The organism is Moorena sp. SIO1G6 (genome assembly GCF_010672795.1).
Lineage (GTDB): Bacteria > Cyanobacteriota > Cyanobacteriia > Cyanobacteriales > Coleofasciculaceae > Moorena > Moorena producens.
The window spans coordinates 313560-332932 of record NZ_JAAHFZ010000008.1 but is presented as its reverse complement, the minus strand read 5'-3'; the positions used below and the strand labels follow the sequence as shown (position 1 = coordinate 332932).

At 45.1% G+C, this 19373-nt stretch carries 19 protein-coding genes and 1 tRNA gene; 12 read left to right on the top strand and 8 right to left on the bottom strand.

Features of this window, described 5'->3' with window-relative positions; translation table 11 throughout:
* Positions 1–495 precede the first annotated feature (495 nt).
* Positions 496–714 (bottom strand): hypothetical protein, encoded by a 219-nt coding sequence (locus F6K63_RS10725; RefSeq protein ID WP_131827195.1) that lies wholly within the window; start codon positions 712–714, stop codon positions 496–498.
* A 569-nt stretch (positions 715–1283) separates the two neighbouring features.
* A complete protein-coding gene (locus F6K63_RS10720) occupies positions 1284–2129 on the bottom strand; it encodes a pentapeptide repeat-containing protein (protein ID WP_008188357.1) in 846 nt (281 codons plus the stop codon).
* A gap of 65 nt (positions 2130–2194) precedes the next feature.
* Here F6K63_RS10720 and F6K63_RS10715 point away from each other — a divergent pair, with 65 nt between their 5' ends.
* The 3 genes from F6K63_RS10715 to F6K63_RS10705 all read left to right on the top strand — a co-directional run bounded on the left by F6K63_RS10715 (position 2195) and on the right by F6K63_RS10705 (position 4155).
* Positions 2195–2341: a hypothetical protein gene (locus F6K63_RS10715; protein ID WP_154659917.1), complete on the top strand. Its 147-nt coding sequence runs from the start codon at positions 2195–2197 to the stop codon at positions 2339–2341.
* Positions 2342–2502: 161 nt separating this feature from the next.
* Positions 2503–2874: a hypothetical protein gene (locus F6K63_RS10710; RefSeq protein WP_008188360.1), complete on the top strand. Its 372-nt coding sequence runs from the start codon at positions 2503–2505 to the stop codon at positions 2872–2874.
* A gap of 69 nt (positions 2875–2943) precedes the next feature.
* A complete protein-coding gene (locus F6K63_RS10705; protein WP_287312053.1) occupies positions 2944–4155 on the top strand; it encodes a site-2 protease family protein in 1212 nt (403 codons plus the stop codon).
* Positions 4156–4216: 61 nt separating this feature from the next.
* Here the strand turns inward: F6K63_RS10705 and F6K63_RS10700 are convergent, their stop codons facing one another.
* Together F6K63_RS10700 and F6K63_RS10695 are read right to left on the bottom strand one after the other, a co-directional pair.
* Positions 4217–5374 carry a histidinol-phosphate transaminase gene (locus F6K63_RS10700; protein ID WP_008188364.1) on the bottom strand — a complete coding sequence of 386 codons (1158 nt, stop codon included), beginning with the start codon at positions 5372–5374 and terminating at the stop codon, positions 4217–4219.
* A 322-nt stretch (positions 5375–5696) separates the two neighbouring features.
* The gene (locus F6K63_RS10695) at positions 5697–8720 is read right to left on the bottom strand and encodes a CBS domain-containing protein (protein WP_287312051.1); all 3024 of its coding nucleotides are present in this window, start codon (positions 8718–8720) and stop codon (positions 5697–5699) included.
* 337 nt (positions 8721–9057) lie between these two features.
* Here F6K63_RS10695 and psbZ point away from each other — a divergent pair, with 337 nt between their 5' ends.
* From psbZ to F6K63_RS10670, 5 genes are all read left to right on the top strand, one after another.
* Positions 9058–9246, top strand: a complete 189-nt coding sequence (gene psbZ, locus F6K63_RS10690; RefSeq protein WP_070394766.1) for a photosystem II reaction center protein PsbZ — start codon at positions 9058–9060, stop codon at positions 9244–9246.
* Positions 9247–9307: 61 nt separating this feature from the next.
* A complete protein-coding gene (gene ribH / locus F6K63_RS10685; RefSeq protein ID WP_287247641.1) occupies positions 9308–9895 on the top strand; it encodes a 6,7-dimethyl-8-ribityllumazine synthase in 588 nt (195 codons plus the stop codon).
* Positions 9896–10008: 113 nt separating this feature from the next.
* Positions 10009–10080 (top strand) — tRNA-Gly (locus tag F6K63_RS10680).
* 249 nt (positions 10081–10329) lie between these two features.
* Positions 10330–10737, top strand: a complete 408-nt coding sequence (locus F6K63_RS10675; RefSeq protein WP_287247643.1) for a hypothetical protein — start codon at positions 10330–10332, stop codon at positions 10735–10737.
* Positions 10738–10743: 6 nt separating this feature from the next.
* Positions 10744–12012, top strand: a complete 1269-nt coding sequence (locus tag F6K63_RS10670; protein ID WP_287247645.1) for a glutamate-5-semialdehyde dehydrogenase — start codon at positions 10744–10746, stop codon at positions 12010–12012.
* Here the strand turns inward: F6K63_RS10670 and F6K63_RS10665 are convergent.
* The 3 genes from F6K63_RS10665 to F6K63_RS10655 all read right to left on the bottom strand — a co-directional run bounded on the left by F6K63_RS10665 (position 12009) and on the right by F6K63_RS10655 (position 15052).
* Positions 12009–13154, bottom strand: a complete 1146-nt coding sequence (locus tag F6K63_RS10665) for a CO2 hydration protein (RefSeq protein ID WP_287312049.1) — start codon at positions 13152–13154, stop codon at positions 12009–12011. The genes F6K63_RS10670 and F6K63_RS10665 overlap by 4 nt on opposite strands.
* Positions 13155–13331: 177 nt before the next feature.
* Positions 13332–14828, bottom strand: coding sequence for an NADH-quinone oxidoreductase subunit M (locus tag F6K63_RS10660; protein ID WP_287312047.1), 1497 nt, complete (start codon positions 14826–14828; stop codon positions 13332–13334).
* A gap of 32 nt (positions 14829–14860) precedes the next feature.
* Positions 14861–15052 carry a hypothetical protein gene (locus F6K63_RS10655; RefSeq protein WP_287312046.1) on the bottom strand — a complete coding sequence of 64 codons (192 nt, stop codon included), beginning with the start codon at positions 15050–15052 and terminating at the stop codon, positions 14861–14863.
* A gap of 57 nt (positions 15053–15109) precedes the next feature.
* On the opposite strand from F6K63_RS10655, the gene F6K63_RS37745 reads away from it, so the two are divergent.
* Positions 15110–15247, top strand: a complete 138-nt coding sequence (locus F6K63_RS37745; RefSeq protein ID WP_502708296.1) for a hypothetical protein — start codon at positions 15110–15112, stop codon at positions 15245–15247.
* Positions 15210–15410, top strand: a complete 201-nt coding sequence (locus F6K63_RS10650) for a pentapeptide repeat-containing protein (RefSeq protein WP_071106306.1) — start codon at positions 15210–15212, stop codon at positions 15408–15410. Before F6K63_RS37745 ends, F6K63_RS10650 begins: the two co-directional genes overlap by 38 nt.
* On the opposite strand, the gene F6K63_RS10645 is transcribed toward F6K63_RS10650, so the two are convergent.
* Positions 15397–17289 carry an NAD(P)H-quinone oxidoreductase subunit F gene (locus F6K63_RS10645; protein ID WP_287312044.1) on the bottom strand — a complete coding sequence of 631 codons (1893 nt, stop codon included), beginning with the start codon at positions 17287–17289 and terminating at the stop codon, positions 15397–15399. The two genes, F6K63_RS10650 and F6K63_RS10645, sit on opposite strands and share 14 nt — an antisense overlap.
* 1217 nt (positions 17290–18506) lie before the next feature.
* On the opposite strand from F6K63_RS10645, the gene F6K63_RS10640 reads away from it, so the two are divergent.
* Together F6K63_RS10640 and F6K63_RS10635 are read left to right on the top strand one after the other, a co-directional pair.
* Entirely contained in the window at positions 18507–18818 is a 312-nt protein-coding gene (locus F6K63_RS10640) for a carbon dioxide-concentrating mechanism protein CcmK (RefSeq protein ID WP_008185070.1), read from the top strand.
* A 183-nt stretch (positions 18819–19001) separates the two neighbouring features.
* Positions 19002–19343 (top strand): carbon dioxide-concentrating mechanism protein CcmK, encoded by a 342-nt coding sequence (locus F6K63_RS10635; RefSeq protein WP_044493402.1) that lies wholly within the window; start codon positions 19002–19004, stop codon positions 19341–19343.
* Positions 19344–19373: the final 30 nt, after the last annotated feature.

The window sequence follows — 19373 nt, the reverse complement described above, 5'->3', positions numbered from 1 at the left end:
TTTGGTAATTAGTCAGGACTTACGCAGTTAAGTGGATTGTGCCCCCTAGCAACCACATCTGGGGGGTACTGCTTATAAATTCCACCAAGTTTAGTGGATGGAGGGGGCAAATGGGTCAGTACTGTTAGTAATGGGTAAATGGTAATTAGTAATTGGTAATGGATAATAAGTAATTGGTAATTGGAGTAGGTGCATCCCATTGTTAGAGAAATAAAATATTGTCAGAGGAGGTCAGGAAGATTGCGGAGGTTGCAACCGATCAGTAAAATCTCCGCGACTTTCATCTTCCCTATCTTCCCCATCTTCCTCATCTTCCGCAAACAGATTCCCTTGAATTGCCCTCACTTATTTAGTGTTTGTATTATTTATACACATGATAAACGTGATTCATGATAATTCTGTAAAGATTTATTGAAGTTTAGTTAAAAAAACCAATACAATGAAATATAGCGTTTCTAAATGAGTCGTGAACGCAAAACTAGCTGAAATTATTAGTTAAAGACAGTGCTTGTTTCCAGGGCTATAACATTTCTGAAAATGCGCTCTTTGTGTGTCTAGTCCAAACTGGCACCGTCTTTGAGCCTGAGCCATATTTGAAAAGTCATGAGAACGATAGATATTTAGAGCAAAGTTACGAGCAACGGCAAAGATTTGAGGTAACTGATGCATGGGAATACGTGAAGCATCTTCACCCTGAGTAACCGAAGCGCACATAATCAACCTTGTTCTCTACACCCCAATATCCAAGGGATGCCCTGGGCAAAGGACTCAGCAGACAAGGGCGTAAGAAGCAACATAGTAGCGTGTTTCCTTTTCCAGACGGTGTTGCCTCCCCTTTTTGAATTGTCGAACACTTTCCACTCGAATCAGAGTCTAATGCCCTGGCCAGGGCTGGATGTTGTCGAGTTGGTTGCAGATGCGTGCCAGCCTATGTCACTTATGCTAAAGAATCTGAGGGCTTTTGCGAGTTAGCACAATTGTTACTGCTGAAGACCTTTACTGGATAAGTGGTTTGGGTTGCACAGCTTTGCTGATTAATGGAATGATTGAGGGTAATTGGTAATTGGTAATTGGTAATTGGTAATTGGTAATTGGTAACAGGTAACAGGTAATTAGTAAATTGTAAAAGGTAATTAGTAACATTTTACAATTAATTATTAACAGGTTATTTGTAATTATTAAGTGGTAATTTATAACCAGACATAATATCAGTTGTTAATTTTGCTATAGCGTTTCGATTTGATGTGTGAAACAAGCCAGGGCTGATCAAAAACTGGGTTCAACTATTGATGCTGACTGCCACTTGGCATAATCGCTTTGCTAAGTTTAGCTTCACGCAGGTTAGCCTGATTCAGATTAGCATCAATTAAAACAGCTTCAATCAATATTGCCTCGCTAAGATTCGACCAACACAGGTTAGCTCGGTATAAATTAGCCTTGGTGAGATTAGCACCATGGAGAATTGTCCAACTCATCCTTGCTCCTCTGAGATTCGCATCCGTTAGGATAGTGTTTCTCATGGTGCAGCCACTTGCTATTGCACCACTCAAGTCTGCTTGATTGAGATTGGCCTTAGTCAAGTTGGCTCCACTGAGCAGGGTATGGGACAAATTTGCCCCAATCAGATTCGCTTCGATCAGAATACAATTGTTGAGGGATGCTCCCTCCAAAATCGCTCCGTCCAAGAGGGCTTGGGAAAGCTTGGCTCGGTTCAAGGATGTGCTAATCAGTTTTGCGTGACTCAAGTTAGCATTCTGGAGAATTGCCTCACTCAGAATTGCTTCACTCAGATTAGCTTTACTGAGGTTGACTCCAATCAGGCGGCAACTGCGTAGATTAGCATTACTCAAGTTAGCCTTAGTTAGATTTGCCTGACTCAGGTTACTAACAATAAGGTTGGCTTCACACAGGTCACTTCCCTGTAGATTAGCACCAGATAAATTCGCTTCTCGCAGATTGACACCTTTAAGAATAGCGCCCTTGAGACAACTCTGGCTGAGATTAGCACGTCGTAGGTTAGCTTGGCTCAGGTTTACTCCCGCCAGAGATACTCCCTGTAGATTAGCTTCTGGAAAGTCCCGTTCTCCAGCAGCATATCGCTTCAGTAATTCTTCCCCATCCATCATCATTCCTGTAACCTTGACAACTAATAAGCTAGGTGGTATTGCTCTATGGCATCTAATATGAATTATTATTGCTAGACTATGCTACTTTTATTTGCCAAAGTGCCAGCAAAAAGCGCAATGATAGTGTAATCGTGTATTGGTCAGACAATTATGAAATATTAGGGAATCGGGAATCGGGAATCGGGAATCGGGAATTTGGACGGGGGAATCACTAGAGTGTGTTTGTGTTAACCAAGAGATAAAGGTGCGATTGGTTCCGGTGTCTTCCTCCTCTTTCGGTTTCTTCTTAATCTCACCACTTACTTATCTAAATTTGCTATATAGACCAAAATTATATTATAATGGTTAGTTAACTCCTCACTAAAATTTGGTGTTCATGGCAGACTTAACTGGCACTTGGCTCGGAACTTACTGGCAAGGGGGAGTACCCACCCGGTTTGAAGCAACTCTGGTTCAAAGCAAGAATACAATCACTGGGAATATTTTGGACGACGGTTACTTAGGAGAAGCCCAGCTAAGTGGAGAGGTAATCGGACGGCGCATCCAATTTACTAAGCGATACATCACTAGCTCATCGACTCCAATCCAGTACATTGGTACCTTGGCTGAGTCAGAAGACTTGATGAATGGGCAATGGATAATCGATCAGTATAACACTGGTCCTTGGCAAGCTCGTCGTAGTGGCAATGACCTACTTGCAGACCTAAACACTCGTCTGAGTGAGCGGATGCCTGTGGCAGTTCCATGAGCCCAGAACATAGGAGTTACTTTATGCTGGTATGTAGAGCTATGGAAGGTCTCAGATAAGGAAAATGTGATGCTATCAGGTTGGCGAGTTGGCTCTCTATTCGGAATCCCACTGTTTCTAGACCCATCGTGGTTTTTCATCTTGCTACTGGTAACGATGATTAATGCGCGAGAGTTCGACTCTAGCCTAGGGTCGATTTTAGCTTGGGTAGCTGGATTGGCGATGGCACTGTTGTTATTTAGTTCTGTACTTTTACATGAATTAGGTCACAGTCTAGCTGCCCTCTCTCAGGGTATCAAAGTTAATTCGATTACCCTATTTATATTTGGCGGGATTGCGTCGATTGACCGAGAATCGAAGACTCCAGGAGAAGCCTTTCAAGTAGCGATCGCAGGACCATTAGTGAGCTTCATCCTCTTTGGTCTGTTTTATGTCCTAACTCTGACATTACCCACCTCGGCTTGGGCATATACTATCGCCAATGAGATAGCGAGAATCAACCTAGTCTTGGCATTATTTAACCTAATTCCTGGTCTACCTTTAGATGGTGGACAAGTGTTGAAAGCAGCAGTCTGGAAACTAACTGGAGATCTGTTTACAGGTGTGCGTTGGGCTGCCAGAACGGGTAAGGGGTTTGGGCTGATAGCCCTATCCCTAGGATTAGGCATGACTCTGCTGACCGGTACCTTGGCATTCATTTGGCCAACTCTGATTGGCTGGTTTATTTTTCGCAATGCCAGTGCCTATGACCAGCTAACCACCTTGCAAGAAGTCTTACTTAAGCTGATGGCATCTAATGCCATGACCCGTGACTTTCGGGTGGTGGAAGCCAACCAGACCTTACGTTCTTTTGCTGATGAGTATATCTTAACCGATAGGCAAAACCCAATGCCCTACTACGCTGCAACTAATGGACGCTATCGTGGGCTAGTGAAAATTGAGGATTTACATTTTGTGGAGCGTAGTCGTTGGGACACTGAGACCTTGGAAACTATAGTGCGCCCTTTATCAGAAATTCCCACAGTGCAAGAGAAAACACCTTTGGTGGAGGTGATTAACAGCTTAGAGGAGCTTAACATTAAGCGTGTAAGCGTACTTTCTCCCGCAGAAACTGTGGCAGGTGTCATTGACCGGGGTGATATAGTCAGAGCTGTTGCTAGAAAGCTAAATTTGGCTATCCCACCGGCTGCTATCCAGCGCATCAAAGCTGAGGGGGTTTATCCTCCTGGGTTTCAGCTGGTAGAGATTGCTAAAACTCTAAGTTCGGTGACAAACACTTGAGGATATAGCGCTACCCGCAAGGGCAAAAGGCAAAAGGCAAAAGTTTACTATGAATAGCTTTTCAGCCCAGAACTGCTTGTAATCGTTGCAATGTACGAGTATTCTCCTCAGGAGAGCCCACAGTGATCCGCAATCCTCCTCCAGTATGACGTATTAGGGTGCCTTGATCTTTCATGGCCTGAGTTACCTGAGTCAGGTCTTTGCTAGTAGACTCGTTGCCGGATTGTCGTAGACGCAGGTAGATGAAGTTGGCAGCACTTGGCCAAACCTGTAAGGCTGGATGTTCTGATAGGGCTTTTAGTAACTTATCTCGCTCGGCGATAACCTGGGGAATTGATGCTAGCAGAGTTTGTCTGTGATTGAGAGCGACTATGGCAGCAGCTTGAGAAAAGCTGGGTAAGTTGTAGGGTAAGCGCATTTTTTCGAGAGCAGCAATTAGTTCTGGGTCAGCGATGCTATAACCAACACGGTGAGTGGCTAAACGAAATGCTTTGGAAAATGTCCTCAATATTACCCAGTTGGGATGGTCGGCTAATTCTTGGACTACTGAGGCTTGGCTGAATTCAAAGTAGGCTTCATCAATAACTACTAAAATATTCTCTGGTAGACCACGCAACCAGTCTAATTCCTGGGGAGTCAAGGGGTTGGCGGTGGGAGAGTTAGGATGAACTACAAATACTACTCGTATTGCTGCTCGTTGGGTCGAGGTTTCTGTGAGGGTCTGTTCAATGGCTGCTTGGGCATCGTCGATCTTGATTTCAAAGTTTTCTTCCCGACGCCCTACACTCACTACTGGTATTCCTAAGGTCTGTGCCAGTATCGAATACATGGAGAAGGTGGGATTAGCGATTAGGATCGAGCCTTCTCCTCCTAAGCAGGTGGCAATTAAGATAGAACGAATTAGTTCATCGGAACCGTTGCCTACGGAAATCTGGTTTGCTGTTACTCGGTCGTCTAGGGCAGCAGATTCGTTAACGTATTCTGCGATCGCATTTTTGAGTTTCCCCTGTCCGCCATCGGGATATCGATTAGCTTGAATCAGCTGTTGATAGCTCCAAGCTAATTTTTCCTTTAACTCTCCTGGTAAGTCAAAGGGGCATTCATTCGTATCCAGGCGATCTAGGGGAACCGTTGATTCTGGTGTTTTCCCTTCCTCGCCCCCAGGATGAGGTGTGTAGGCCGTTAATGCGGATAGATCAGACCGGATGAATTCTAGCATTATCAGTTCTCTGTTGTCGGTTTGCCTTTATCTAAGCATTCAGCCGTCAGCTGTCAGCCGTCAGCTTAAAATAAACCTATGCAGGCCTATGGCCACGCTAGGCGAACGGGACAATTTAATAATTCGAGATTAATGAGAATTGGAAGTCTGGGGATTTGCCCATCAGCCAAAGACTATGAATCCCATCGCAGCTTCCGGTAACTCAGCATTATTCCAATCCTTACCTGTTTTATTCAAAAGCTGTTCGCCTAGCGTGGGCGTAGCGCATCAGCTGATTGCTGATAGCTGATTGCTGAATGCTTACGCCTTTATACCTTTTACCTTATTCTTTCTCAAGAGGTGGATAGTGTATGGCTAGAAATGCTTTAGCATCAGCCTGATCCTGAATCACCCTGTCTAGGGTTGCCTCTAAGAGTGCATCCAGAATTTCCCGATAGTGTGCTCCTGGCTTATAGCCTAACTTTCTGAGATCATTGCCATCCAGTGGCGCTTTAACATTCCTCCAAGTGGTGAGATACTGCCAAATTTTACGTCGGATCGCTCTAGGACTATACACCCCAATCAATACTAAGGTAGGTAATTTATACTCGCGCAACATGTGGACGATTTGACTGTTTAGCTGGCATGTTGGTAGAGATTCTAGGAAATCCCCTTGCCATCCCTCAAGTTTTTGAAGACGCTCAACACTGTCTACGGGCAACTGTAAATTCTTGGCTACCTTAACCCGTTCGTCTGGTGCTAGATCAGCAATCAATACTTCCAAACGCATCTGCCAGTGTCTTAAGGTTTGCTTTGGGTCAAATCTCTGTAGCCAGCGCCCAACCAAACGCACTCGCCACCATAATGGTTTATCTAGGGTCAGGGTAGGATGAAGACACCGCAACGCTCCTAATGATGACAATAACTGCAATGCTGGTTGCCAGTAGGGGGCTTGCAACATATAGTTAAGTTCTGCTTTGAGTCGGGTTTGGAGTGCTGGGACTTTGGTGTTTTCCGCTTTAGTACGCTCATATACCCCACTCTGAATGGCATAGTGGATATATTCCCTGGTTTGGGGTTCAATTTCAAATCCCAATCGCACCGCAAACCTTACCGCTCGATAGATTCGGGTTGGGTCTTCAATAAAGCTATTGGCGTGTAGGACTCGAATTTTTTGCGATCGCAAATCTAACATACCCCCAAAGAAGTCCAACAGGGGCAATTGAGCTTGGGGATTAACCTTTGTCAGCCTTGCTGCCATGGCGTTGATGGTAAAGTCTCGGCGGTAAAGGTCTTGACGAATGGAACTAGCTTCGACTTGAGGATTAGCAGCGGGATAAGGATAGAACTCGGTACGAGCAGTGGCAATATCTACACAAAGGGAGCCAAATTTCGGGTCATTATGCCATAGCAAGGCAGCGGTTTGAAAAGACCCGTGTACTTCCAAGCGCACCTTACGGTAAATTTTACGGAGTTCCTTGGCCAGGGTGACTCCTGCGATCGCATCCGCTGAGCGGTGAAAGCCATCTACGACCAAGTCTATATCATTTAGCAGTAGTGGCTTGTTCCCATCCGCTAGTAACAAGTCTCTGACAGCTCCTCCAACTACGTACAGATGCCAACCCCGCTCCTGAGCTTTTTCGGCAGCTATGGTCAAAAGTTCCCACAGGCTCGAAGCCAACAGAGGCTTGATGTTAGCTGGTTTAAGGTTCGCCGGTTTCAGGTTTGACCCGTCAACCTTCAACTGCTTAACATTCAACTCTTCCTGAAACAGTTGCCGCAATACATCAGTGCGGGTCACTATCCCCATTAGTTGCCCATCCTCTAGAACGGGTAAACGCCCAATATCGTAAGTCACCATCAAGGACTGAATGTCTGCCATTGAGGTTTCCGGAGTAATGGTCTTAATATCCTTCGTCATGTAGCCCTTGACTGGAGCATGACCAAAACCGTGGTGCAAGGCTAAATCCAGGTCTCGTCGGGAGATAATTCCTACCAGCTGGTCAATTTGATCTACTACTGAAAGCCCCGAATGACCATAGCGCAACAAAATTCTCTGGGCTTCCTTAATCTTGGTATTGGGGCGAATGGTGCGCACGGGGGATGACATTAAATCCCGAGCCGTCAGAGGTTGGGGAATTTGGTCTTTTAGTTGGTTAACCAGCTGCTCTAGGATTGTCTGGGCATCACAGTCTCGTAAGGTAACGGCAGCGGCTTGGGAATGTCCACCCCCTCCTAGGGGTTGCAACAACTGGTTCAAATCCGTCCCCTCAATTCGGGTCCGCCCAATTATGGTTAGCTTTGTTGAGGTTGTTTCTGTAGCGTGGCCTTTTGGCCAAGGTTGTTCACCCTTGGCGTTGGAGTTGGGTAGGTTAGTATCGGTGGAAGGTTGCAGGTTAGTGTCGGGGGAAGGTTGGAGGTTATAAGGTTGAAAGTTAGTCTGGGTTTGAGTTTCAAGGTTTTTTTTGCTTGGAGGTTGTATTTTTGAATTTTGCCGGTTATAATGTTGATCAGAACCTTCAACCGTTAAACCGCCAACCGGAAACGGTGAATAACCTTCAACCTGAAACCTTGCAACTGGTAAATCTGCCGGTTGTAAGGTTTCTCCTTTGGACTTTCGTTGATACTCAGCCCCCAAAAGCAGGGCATCGCTTTCAGTTACTTCTAGTAAGCGTGATGCCAAACTCGATAAGCCAGGCACATGCCCAGGAGTGTTTAGGAATACCCAAGAAATGGTGTAACCCAAGTGGGTTTGTCCCTGCAAAAGGTCTAGAGATTGCCTAAATAATTTTTCCAATTGAGGAGATAGCCCTGGATCAACATACTGAGCTATCTGACGCAGATTAGCTCCTTGCTCCATTAACCAGGTCAAAGCCGCCCCATCTCTTGGTGTTGTCTGGTCAAAGGTCAGGGAACCTGTATCTACATGGATTGCCAATGCCATCACCGTGGCTTCAGCAGTAGTTAACTGGATTTGGGATTGCTGTAATTGCTCCACAATTAAGGTGGTGGTTGCTCCCACAGGTTCAATCTGTGTATAGGTAGCCGGGATATCAGTTTGGGGTACGGGATGATGGTCGTAAATTTCAATGGCATTTAACTGTGGTAAGTCTAACCACTCACCTGCTTTGCCTAAGCGATCGCGTTTTTGAGTATCTACAATAATTACGGAATTAATCTGAGCCAATTGTACAGAGCGGCGCTCGATCAGGGCATACTCATCCCGATGCAGTGCCAAAAAATCTCTTACAGCCGGATGAGTCCCCCCAGTTAGTACCGCTTTGGCTCCTGGCTTGAGGCGAGTCAGTCCTACAGCTGCTCCTAGGGCATCAAAGTCAACGGTGGTATGACACAAAATCAGATCCATAGTGATTAGTCTACCAATTCTGGAAATTAAGGCTACACATCAATTTCATCTGGCCATCTCTCCATTTTTCCCTATTGACTTTATTGATGCTATTAATAGTTTACACTACTTTGACCTTTTAATCCCTATAATCCCTTTTATGGCACTCCCCGCGCCCCCGCCCCGCGCCCGCGCCCCACACTCATCACCTGCATGGGAAAGTTAAAAGGGCATTGATTGCAACAAATTTTGGCAGAAAAGGTAAAACCATCTGGTAAAATCTATAGTGCTTAGCTAGGCATTAGCCTGTTTTAAACAAGTTTTAGGAAAGTTTAGCGTCAAGGTATCAGCACAGAAAATGACTATTATATTCCAACTATTACTCACTGCCCTAGTCCTATTGTCATTTGTCTTGGTAGTCGGTGTACCAGTAGCTTATGCCACACCTCAGAACTGGGAGCAATCAAAACGCTTACTTTGGCTTGGTTCAGGGGTCTGGGTGCTTCTCGTCCTTCTAGTCGGTGCCCTCAACTTTTTGGTGGTTTAGGTTATAATTTCCCTGAGCTAGACCTAAATTATTACTGTAATCAGCCTTTAGAACGATAGTCATGGCAGTTTTCGAGGGAAATTTTACATCATCTACCTCCCTGAGGTTTGCGATTATCATTGGTCGGTTTAATGACCTAGTGACAGGTAAACTCTTAAACGGGTGTAAAGATTGCTTAAAACGCCATGGCATTGATCCCAATCCCCAAGGTACTCAAGTTGACTATATTTGGGTACCGGGTAGCTTTGAAATTTCATTGATGGCTCGCCAAGCTGCTCTTAGCGGTCGTTATGATGCAGTGATTTGCTTGGGCTCAGTGATTCGGGGTCAAACTCCCCATTTTGATTATGTGTCTGCTGAAGTAGCCAAGGGCATTGCTGCTGCTGGTTTTCAAACCGGGGTACCTGTTATTTTTGGTATTTTAACTGTAGATACCATGCAGCAAGCTCTAGAACGGGCGGGAATCAAGAGCAATAAAGGTTGGGAATATGCCATGAATGCCATAGAAATGGCTAACCTGATCCGGAGTTTTCGGGGTCAAGAGTCAATATTAGGCTATGAAGAGTCTGAACAGGGAACTTTAAGCCAACAAACTCTACCATTCTCGACAAATTGGACAATTGCTTCAGAATCTGACCCTGATTCCTAACATATGAGTTAATCTTGGGAGATTTTCCTAATTTTCTTGAATCTGAAAGCTTATGTAAAAGGGGTTGACAAATTTTGGCTGATCTGACATACTAGAAAGAGATAAGTTGAGGTGCGGGTATAGCTCAGTGGTAGAGCGTCACCTTGCCAAGGTGAATGTCGCGCGTTCGAATCGCGTTACCCGCTTACTGATAGTCAATAAACCTGTCATAGCTGAAGTAATACAACTTTGGGCATGCTGCCTTCAGCTCAAGTATCCAACTTGATGCAAACCGTGGCAGTGTCCATCAATAACCTTAAAGAATAAGCTTATTATAATAGATGGGGACACCATACGCTTTATAGTGTCCCAATATTTAAATAATCATGCAGCACTACCAATTCAAGGTTTTTTGATAAACCTAACCAGATGTCTTTTGGTTTTTAATAACGCTTGTGCAATCTCAAAAAGGTCAAAAGATTGACTTAAACTCTGAGTATCCCTGCCCTTGTCGGCGTCGGGGTCATTTAGTGCCAATTACACTGACCGAAGCCCTTGGCTGCAATCGCTGTCAGCAAATTTTTGTGGTAGACGAAAGTGGTTATGTGATTGAGCAACTATCCACCCACTACCCCTATAAAAAAGCTTGGCTTTGGACAGGACATCGTTGGAATACAATCCATGGTAGTCTTGGGGAAAGCTACTTACCTGTAGCGTTGGGTATTGTCTTAGTTCTGCTGATTGTCTGGTTGCCTTTGGCACTTCACTCCCAAAAAGGGCCAGGTATCATAGTATGGGCATTACTGGCAGTACTGCTAGCAGTACTTCCGGCTATGATGGTTTGGCTAGCTTACCGGCGTTAACTAACAATGAACACAGACTCTGGGAGCAAGGCCTCGAAGTTACATGATTTAATGGCCAGTGTCCACCATGCTTCTCGGGCATTGGCAAACACCAAGGGAGAAGAGCGCTCTCGTGGCATCGAGGCCATGGCTCAAGCAATGGGAAACTCCTTTGATGATATTTTGGAAGCTAACACCCTAGATCTGGAAACCAGTAGGGACATGGCAGTGCCAGACCTAATTTTGGACTGGCTGAAGCTAACACCAGAAAGGCTACAGATGGCTATCGGGATCCTGGAAAGGATTGGAAATTTATCTGATCCAATCCGGCGGGTGATGAACGCTTCCTATCAAACTGACCAATCTCAGACCTACTGTCAGCTAATGCCGTTGGGAGTGATTGCTCTAATTTATGAGGCATTCCCTGAACTAGGTGCAATTGCCGCAGGCTTTTGTCTCAAAACTGGTAACTCCCTGATTCTCAAAGGCAGTAGCGAAGCCAGTCAATCTAACCAGGTGATTGCTCAAGCGTTGCAAAATGCTTTGGATGAGGTCGGTTTGCCAACGGGATGTCTGGAACTATTCCCCTCTGGACAGGGAGCTTCGATTCGGGATTTGGTCACTCAAAATCCATATCTGAATTTGGTAATTCCCCACGGACGACCAACCCTGCTCAAGCAGGTGATCCAGCAATCAACTGCACCAGTTTTGCAATCGGCCATTGGTAACTGCTACCTTTACTGGTCTGCTAATGGTAACGTCGATCTGCTTAGGCATATGGTTTTAGATAGCCACGCCAGTCAGCCGGATCCGGTCAATGCTATTGAAAAAATTCTGATTAACCAGAATCAAAAAACCTCTGCCTTAGTTACCCTGTTGAACAACCTCAAGGAAAACGGTTTTGAACTCAGAGGTGATGCCCATCTAGTGGCTAAGTTTCCTGAACAATTGACCTTAGCAGCAGAATCCGAGTGGGGTCAAGCCTATTTGAGCAAAACTATTGCGTTGAAAGTGGTAGATTGCATAGAGTCAGGGATTGCTTGGATTAATCAATATAGCAGCGGTCATGCTGACTGCCTGGTGACAGATTCTTATCAGGAAAGCCGTCAGTTTGCCTTAGGTGTAGATAGTGCATCGGTTTACATTAATTCTTCACCAAGATTTTCACGGAATCCGCAACCAGGAGACTCCGTGTTTCTAGGTATGTCTAACCAAAAAGGACATCATAGCGGCATGATTAGCCTGGAGACTCTCACTACCCTTAAACACGTAGTTCAGGGTAATGGGCAGTTTTAGGCGTTGGTCATTTGACCATTAGCTGCTCTCAACCGGGAGGGGATAAATCGATCCATCCAGTATTCCAAATACGCTCGATTTTCCTCAAGTTCAGCAGGATCCGTGGTATCCATGGGATGAGGGGCTAGCCCCAAAATCGCAGCTGTAGTTACACAAAACATAGATTTCTGGAAGGTTTGGCAAATTCTAACCCGCAAGTCAATTTCACCCCGATGCGATCGCATATAAAAATCTCTGAGATAGTTGGGTAGATAATGCCTCATATCCTGCATCAGCAATGTCGGTGGAATTCCAGAACCACCAATAGGCAATGGGTCAGCATACAACGCGCCATAGGTAAATCGAGTTTGATCTGGGGAAATCTGGTACGCTTGGGCATTCATAGATACTGTGCCCAGAAAGGGTGTTCCCCGGAAGAAAATTGCCTCTACATAGGGTATTCCTGTATCAGACAGGAAGGTCAAACCAACCGATTCGGGAATAATCTCATACCTTTTATCCCCAATCTTAGGGGCATAGGTAATGGGTTTGTTTGCTGCTGCGACTAACCCTGCTTTAATATGGTCTACCACTTGGGGAATCGACTTAATTTCCCCTTGGTCATAGCCCTGAGATAGGGACATAAATATATCACTCATCACCCGCCAGAATTGCCCTAATCCACTGTAATAGGCAAGCATTCGCACTTGTTCGGGCAAGAATTCAGGAAATAGCTTGTTCATTCCCAGCATCAGGGGATTGGTCTTAAACTTTGCCTGAATTGCTTTGGCACATAGTTGCTCAAATTCATCGGTGTCGAGATAAGTATCTAAGCCTCCACCACCGTGCCATAACATCGAGCGCATACAGTATTCAGCGTACTCAAAGTTAATTCGGTCGTGCCACCAATGACGTAAAAGCTTTGATAAGGAAATCTCCCCATTAAAGTATTTAAAGAAGGGAAAAAACACTAAAAATTGATGATCGGCAGTGTAGATAAGATTGCGGGAGTAAGCATCTAAAACAATGCCGTAGCTGTGAAGTATACCGACTACTTCCATCAGGTTTTGTGGAGAATCTGATAGGAGGGCACTACCAGTTTGTAGTCGCTTGATATACTCCTCTAGAGGATGTTTTTGTTTGGTTTTCTGGCTAACTACCATAATAATTAGGTTGACGATTGTTTGGTTGAAGGTTGAAGGTTTTATGTCAGAATTTAGAATGCAGAATGCAGAATGCTAAATGCTAAATGCTAAATTCTACATTCTAAATGCTAAATTCTACATTCTAAATGCTAAATTCTACATTTCGGCGACGCTACGTGAGCAACGGGCTAACCTTCAACTATTAGTTGATACCTTCACAGCTACATTCGGTGGTGTCGTTACCAACGTTGCTGTGATCGGTTCACTTAAATTAAGTAACCATCCTGGCTGTAGTCCCAGAAACACAATCAATAGGGCTAAAACCAGCCCTGGTAATTGTTCTGTGAACTTAACTGTCGGTAAATCAGTTAAATTGGTAGCGAGACGACCAAAGAAGGCTCCACCAACTAGTTGTAAAAAGTAAACAACCGTTAAACCGGTGCTGAGCATGCATAGGATAGTTGGGATTGGTAACACCTGGAGACTACCCCAGTAGACCAGAAACTCAGAGATAAATCCCACCATGCCAGGGATACCAGCACTAGCCATTACACCAAGCACCATCAAACTACCAACTACTGGCAGACCTCGTTCCGGATTTAATAAACCATTGAGGATAGTGATATCCCGTGAGCCAGTTTTCTTATAAATGATACCGACTAATAAAAACAGTAGCGCTGATATTAACCCGTGACTGATCATATGCAAAACTGAGGCTACCAAGGCTAGCTTAGTGGCAGCAGCAGCAGCTAACAGAATGTATGCCATGTGAGCGACAGAACTATATGCCACCATTTTTTTCATGTCTTTCTGGACAATGGCATTGAACGCTCCGTAAAGGGAACTTACTGCTGCCCAAATTCCCAACCAAGGTGCCAGAATTGTCCAAGGTTCCGGAAACAAACCTAAGCCAAACCGCAACAAACCATAGGTACCTAATTTCAGGAGCACACCAGCTAATAGAATTGAAACTGGGGTTGATGCTTCCACGTGGGCATCTGGCAACCAGGTATGGAATGGCACAAAGGGAATTTTAATCCCGAAGCCAATTAGAACCGCTCCTAAGAGAATTAATTGCTGAGCAACGGGTAGTAATGATGCCAGCTCCCTGGTCTCGGTGTAGCTAAAGCTAGAGGAACCACTCAAAAACACTAAGCCGAGGAATGACGCTAGAACCAAGGCTCCGGAAAGGGCTGTGTAGAGGAGAAACTTGGTTGCAGCATAGCCTCTGCGCTTACCCCCCCAAATGGCAATCAACAAATATAGGGGAATCAGTTCCAGTTCATAGAAGATAAAAAACAGCAGTAAATCCTGAGCTAGGAAGGCACCGGCAACAGCGCCATTCAGCAAGAGCATCAGAGCGTAATACAACCTAGGGCGAATGACCTTGGAATCTGTGCAGTACAGGGCAATTGCGGTTAGCAGACCATTTAGAATAAGTAAGGGCAACGATAGACCATCTACCCCTAAACTATAGGTCAAACCAATTACCTGAATCCAAGGAAGATTTTCCTGAAATTGTAGATTCACGTCACCGGGGTTAAACATGGTCATCAATATTACTGACCAGAGGAAAATACCACCAGTAACCACCAAGGCAACTTGACGAGCTGCTTTAGCACTGACATTCCCGGGCCAAAACCCCACTATAGCGGCACTCAGTATTGGTACCAAAATCAAGGCACTCAACATAAATCGACCAGTCTCCTAATCATTTTTTTTTACTAACTTTTCTTATGGGGTTGTTTGGTTGCAGGTTGTTTGGGGTTGAAGGTTGAAGGTTGTTTGGGGTTGAAGGTTGAAGGTTGTTTGGGGTTGAAGGTTGAAGGTTGTTTGGGGTTGAAGGTTGAAGGTTGTTTGGGGTTGAGGGTTGAAGGTTGTTGAGGGTTAAAGGTTGTTTGGGGTTGAAGCTTCAACAGTCAAAGGGCTAACCTTGGCCTATTGGCCACGCGATCGCGTTCAAACAGCTAACCTTGGCCAAAAGGCCACGCGATCGCGTTCAACCAGCTAACTTTCAACCAGCTAACTTTCAACCAGCTAACTTTCAACCAGCTAACTTTCAAGCAGCTAACCTTGGCCAAAAGGCCACGCGATCGCGTTCAAACAGCTAACCTTCAACCAGCTAACTTTCAACCAGCTAACTTTCAACCAGCTAACTTTCAACCAGCTAACCTTCAACCAGCTAACCTTCAACCAGCTAACCTTCAACCAGCTAACCTTCAACCAGCTAACCTTCAACCAGCTAACCTTCAACCTTTAACTAATGACCTATGAACAATGACCACTGCTCCAAAGACCACTGACTCAAAGACCACTGATTCAAGGGCCAAGTGATGAAGATTGCTAATAAGCTGATTCCTAATAGGATAGTCAGTACATAAAACTGTGATTTACCGGAAACGCTGTATTTTAGGCCTTGACCACTAAATACTGTTCCTAAACCAACCAGATTGACTAACCCATCAACGATATATCTATCGATCCAAGCTGTAATGTTGGAAAATAGGAGAACAGCAAACACGATGGTGTAACGATACAGTTCGTCCAGATAAAAGTCATAGGCGAATAGGTCTTGGAACAATTTCAACGGCATCCGAATTGACCGCGACCAGGTTCTGGGTAGGTAAATTAAAGCCCCTGTAGTGCAACCTACGACACCAGAGATTACCAAGGTTACCTCGGCTAGGGGATTGAGGTACTCCCATTCCGATAGCAATTCCATCGGACGCATTAGCACTGGTACCAGCAATGTCAGTATGGTTAACGCTACCATTGGTAAGGCCATAGCCCACGGTACTTCTGGTGCTCGACGGGTCTTCGCTTGGGGTTTCCCTAGGAAAACTAGCCGAAACACCCGGACTAAACCTAAGGCAGTAACTGCGTTAACGAAGAGAAAGGGTATGACCAGAACAGGGGCATCAAACCAAAAGGCGTTAATCCCTTCACTCATTGCCCAAAAGCCACCCAGGGGGAAAAGTCCAATCAGACCAACGATACCCACTGCAAAGGCAGTGCTAGTAGCGGGCATTTTTGACCCTAAGCCCCCCATTTCAGCTAGATTTTGGTTATTGGTGTTCAAGATTACCCCCCCGATGCTCATAAACATCAGGGCTTTAGCAAAGGCATGGGCAACCAGTAAAATCACACCAATATCAGAGCGCTGCATTCCAACCGCGATAAATACTAAACCAATGTAAGCGCTGGTGGAATGGGAAAGCGATCGCTTAATATCGATTTGTGCGATCGCTACCATTGAGGTGCCTAGTGCTGTGATAGTACCAATAACTACTAACACTGATAAGGTCAACGGTGAGATCATGGTCACAATCGGCACCAGTTTAATCAGCACATAAGTACCACAAGTCACCACCAAGGAATTCCGAAGTACTGAGGCGGGATTCGGTCCCTCCATCGCCTCATCCAACCATAAATTCAAGGGAAATTGGGCACATTTACCAATTGGACCAGCAATCAAAGCCAATCCCAGTAAGTTACCTACGAGTGGCGGTAGATTAGCTGAATAAGCCCAGGTATACAAGTCTGAAAAGGTTAAGCTTCCCGCAAAGGTGGCTAAGGTCACCACCCCAATTAGCAGCAAGATATCTCCTACACGCTTGGTTAGAAAAGCATCTCGGGCAGCTTTGAGTGCCAAAGGCTGAGCATACCAAAAACCCACAATTAACAAAGTACACACCGTGAGCATTTCCAACAGAGCATAGGTCAGGAATAAGGAATTACTCAAGACAATTCCAATCAATGCCCCTTCAAAAAACCCCATCAGGGCAAAGAAGCGAGCTAATCCCCAATCTTTCTCCATATATCCAAGAGCATAGAGTTGAGCCAATAGACTTAGGCTGGTGATAAACTCCATTGCTGCAGTACTCACTGGTGAGACTTCCAGAACAAAGGATATGTCAATATCAGCAACCATTAGCCAGTGAAACTGTATCTCTTGCACGGCTTCTTGTAATGAAGCCTGGAAGATTAGCCAGCCATGAATGCAGGCGAAAAGTGTCATCAACAGGTTAAAGTAAGCCGCTGGTCTTGGTCCTGTACGACGCACTATTCCTGTTGCCCAGGGGATAGTTAAAAATGCCCCAATCCAACTGTAAATAGGAACTACCCAAATAGTCTGAGTAAGGAACTCAGTCATCACGCCTTGACCTCATCATTTCATTGAATCAATTAAATAAAAATCGGGACTAATTAGCCCAAACGAATTTTTAAAGTGACGATTTTCCTCGCTTTACAGCTAATAATGTGGTGATTTGTCTTAAATCATTAGTATTTTTATAACTTTATCAGTTAAGGGTTATCTTGGACATAATCCAGGCAGATTTTTCCAGAATATTTTTTTGATCATTACCATAAAACGTGGTTATTGACATCATGACAAGTAACCTTTATAGAACCGATAACGCTAACTGATTAAAGGTCAAGTCGGGCTTGACAACTGATCAAGCTAATGTATTAAAGCTCAAATCAGGCTTGACAAGCCATCTATCCACCCATCTCTCCTTAGTCAGGTTAGAGCGACCCAGTTCCCCGTGTCGTAACCCAGGAACTCGGTGACCGCACTCAAATTCTGGCGCTTAGTGAGGATTACTTATCTAAAAGTTATAAAAAAATTATAAAACAAAAGCAACCATTCTCCAAAACGGTTAATTTTCGTTAACTAATCTAGCTGACCCCCTCGGAATGTTAAGTTTTGTTAAGGTCTCTCATTAAGAAGTATTATCATATTTTATATTGTCAAATACGCCAAGGTTCTCTATGCTTAGTTTTGGTTGTCCTTTAAACAAAGATGTTGGGGGCATTCCCCGTCTACTATCTTTGTTTGAGCCGGGGTGTTAGCGTAGCTTGGCCGAAAAGCCAGGGAAACAATGACTTTTGGTCAGGCAAACCCACACCCCCCTCCACCCTTTAATCCCCCCCAAACTAACCATGAGGCGGATTAAGCGGGGAGCAAGGGAAGCACAGAAGCACGACCAATACACTTAGCTACCTGATTTAGCTAGGTGAATTAGCTAGGTCAGTTAGCTAGGTCAGTTAGCTACCTGCAATGGGCTTGGTCGGCTCACGTTCTGACGGTGTATCGAAAAGGCCGATTTACCCGGCAACATTGCAGTTACAGGACTTACGCAAGTGCCCCCTAAATCCCCCAATTCTGGGGGACTTTGACATCATTACCCCCCAAGCGAACAATCCCTCGCTTGGGGGGGCAGGGGGGCAAAACCAACTAAACTTCGTAAGTCCTAAGTTATCTGCAATGCCACAGAAACCCTAACTACACTGCCCTAACTACACTGCCAGGTGAGTTAGGGAGCGTTCATCACTATTATTTGACTAATCCACTAGGAGAAAAGCGAAATGCCAATTGCTGTTGGAATGATTGAAACTGAGGGCTTTCCAGCTGTTGTAGAAGCAGCTGATGCGATGGTTAAAGCCGCTCGCGTCACCCTTGTGGGTTATGAAAAAATCGGTAGCGCTCGTGTAACCGTGATTGTGCGGGGAGATGTATCCGAGGTGCAAGCTTCCGTATCAGCTGGGATAGAATCAGCAAACCGGGTGAATGGAGGTAAGGTGGTATCAACCCACATCATCGCTCGTCCCCATGAAAACTTAGAGTATGTCCTACCAATTCGTTACAGCGAAGCTGTGGAACAGTTCCGTAGCTATTAGCCAAGATGCTCCTAAAAACCATAGAGAGTCTAGAGGCAATTGGCACAAGCTTGGGTGCTGAACTGGTTGGTATGCAGTGACTATAGGTTTAGCAAAGAGCGCTTATATGCCGTCACAACCATCCCACGTGTGGTCAGCGCGTGGGTTGATCAAAATCTTGATAAACGTCTAGGAGTAAAATTCATGTCAATTGCTGTGGGAATGGTGGAAACCCTTGGTTTTCCAGCGGTTGTAGAAGCCGCAGATGCTATGGTGAAAGCGGCTCGTGTCACCCTTGTGGGTTATGAAAAAATTGGTAGCGCTCGTGTAACCGTGATTGTGCGGGGAGATGTGTCTGAGGTGCAAGCTTCCGTATCCGCTGGGGTTGATAACGTTAAGCGTGTCAATGGAGGTCAGGTATTATCTACCCATATTATTGCTCGACCTCACGAAAACCTGGAGTATGTTCTACCAATTCGTTATACCGAAGATGTGGAACAGTTCCGGGAGAGTACTAACGCCATCCGTCCGATGAACCGTCCATAATCGTCCGCCAATTTGAGATTCAAGACATGC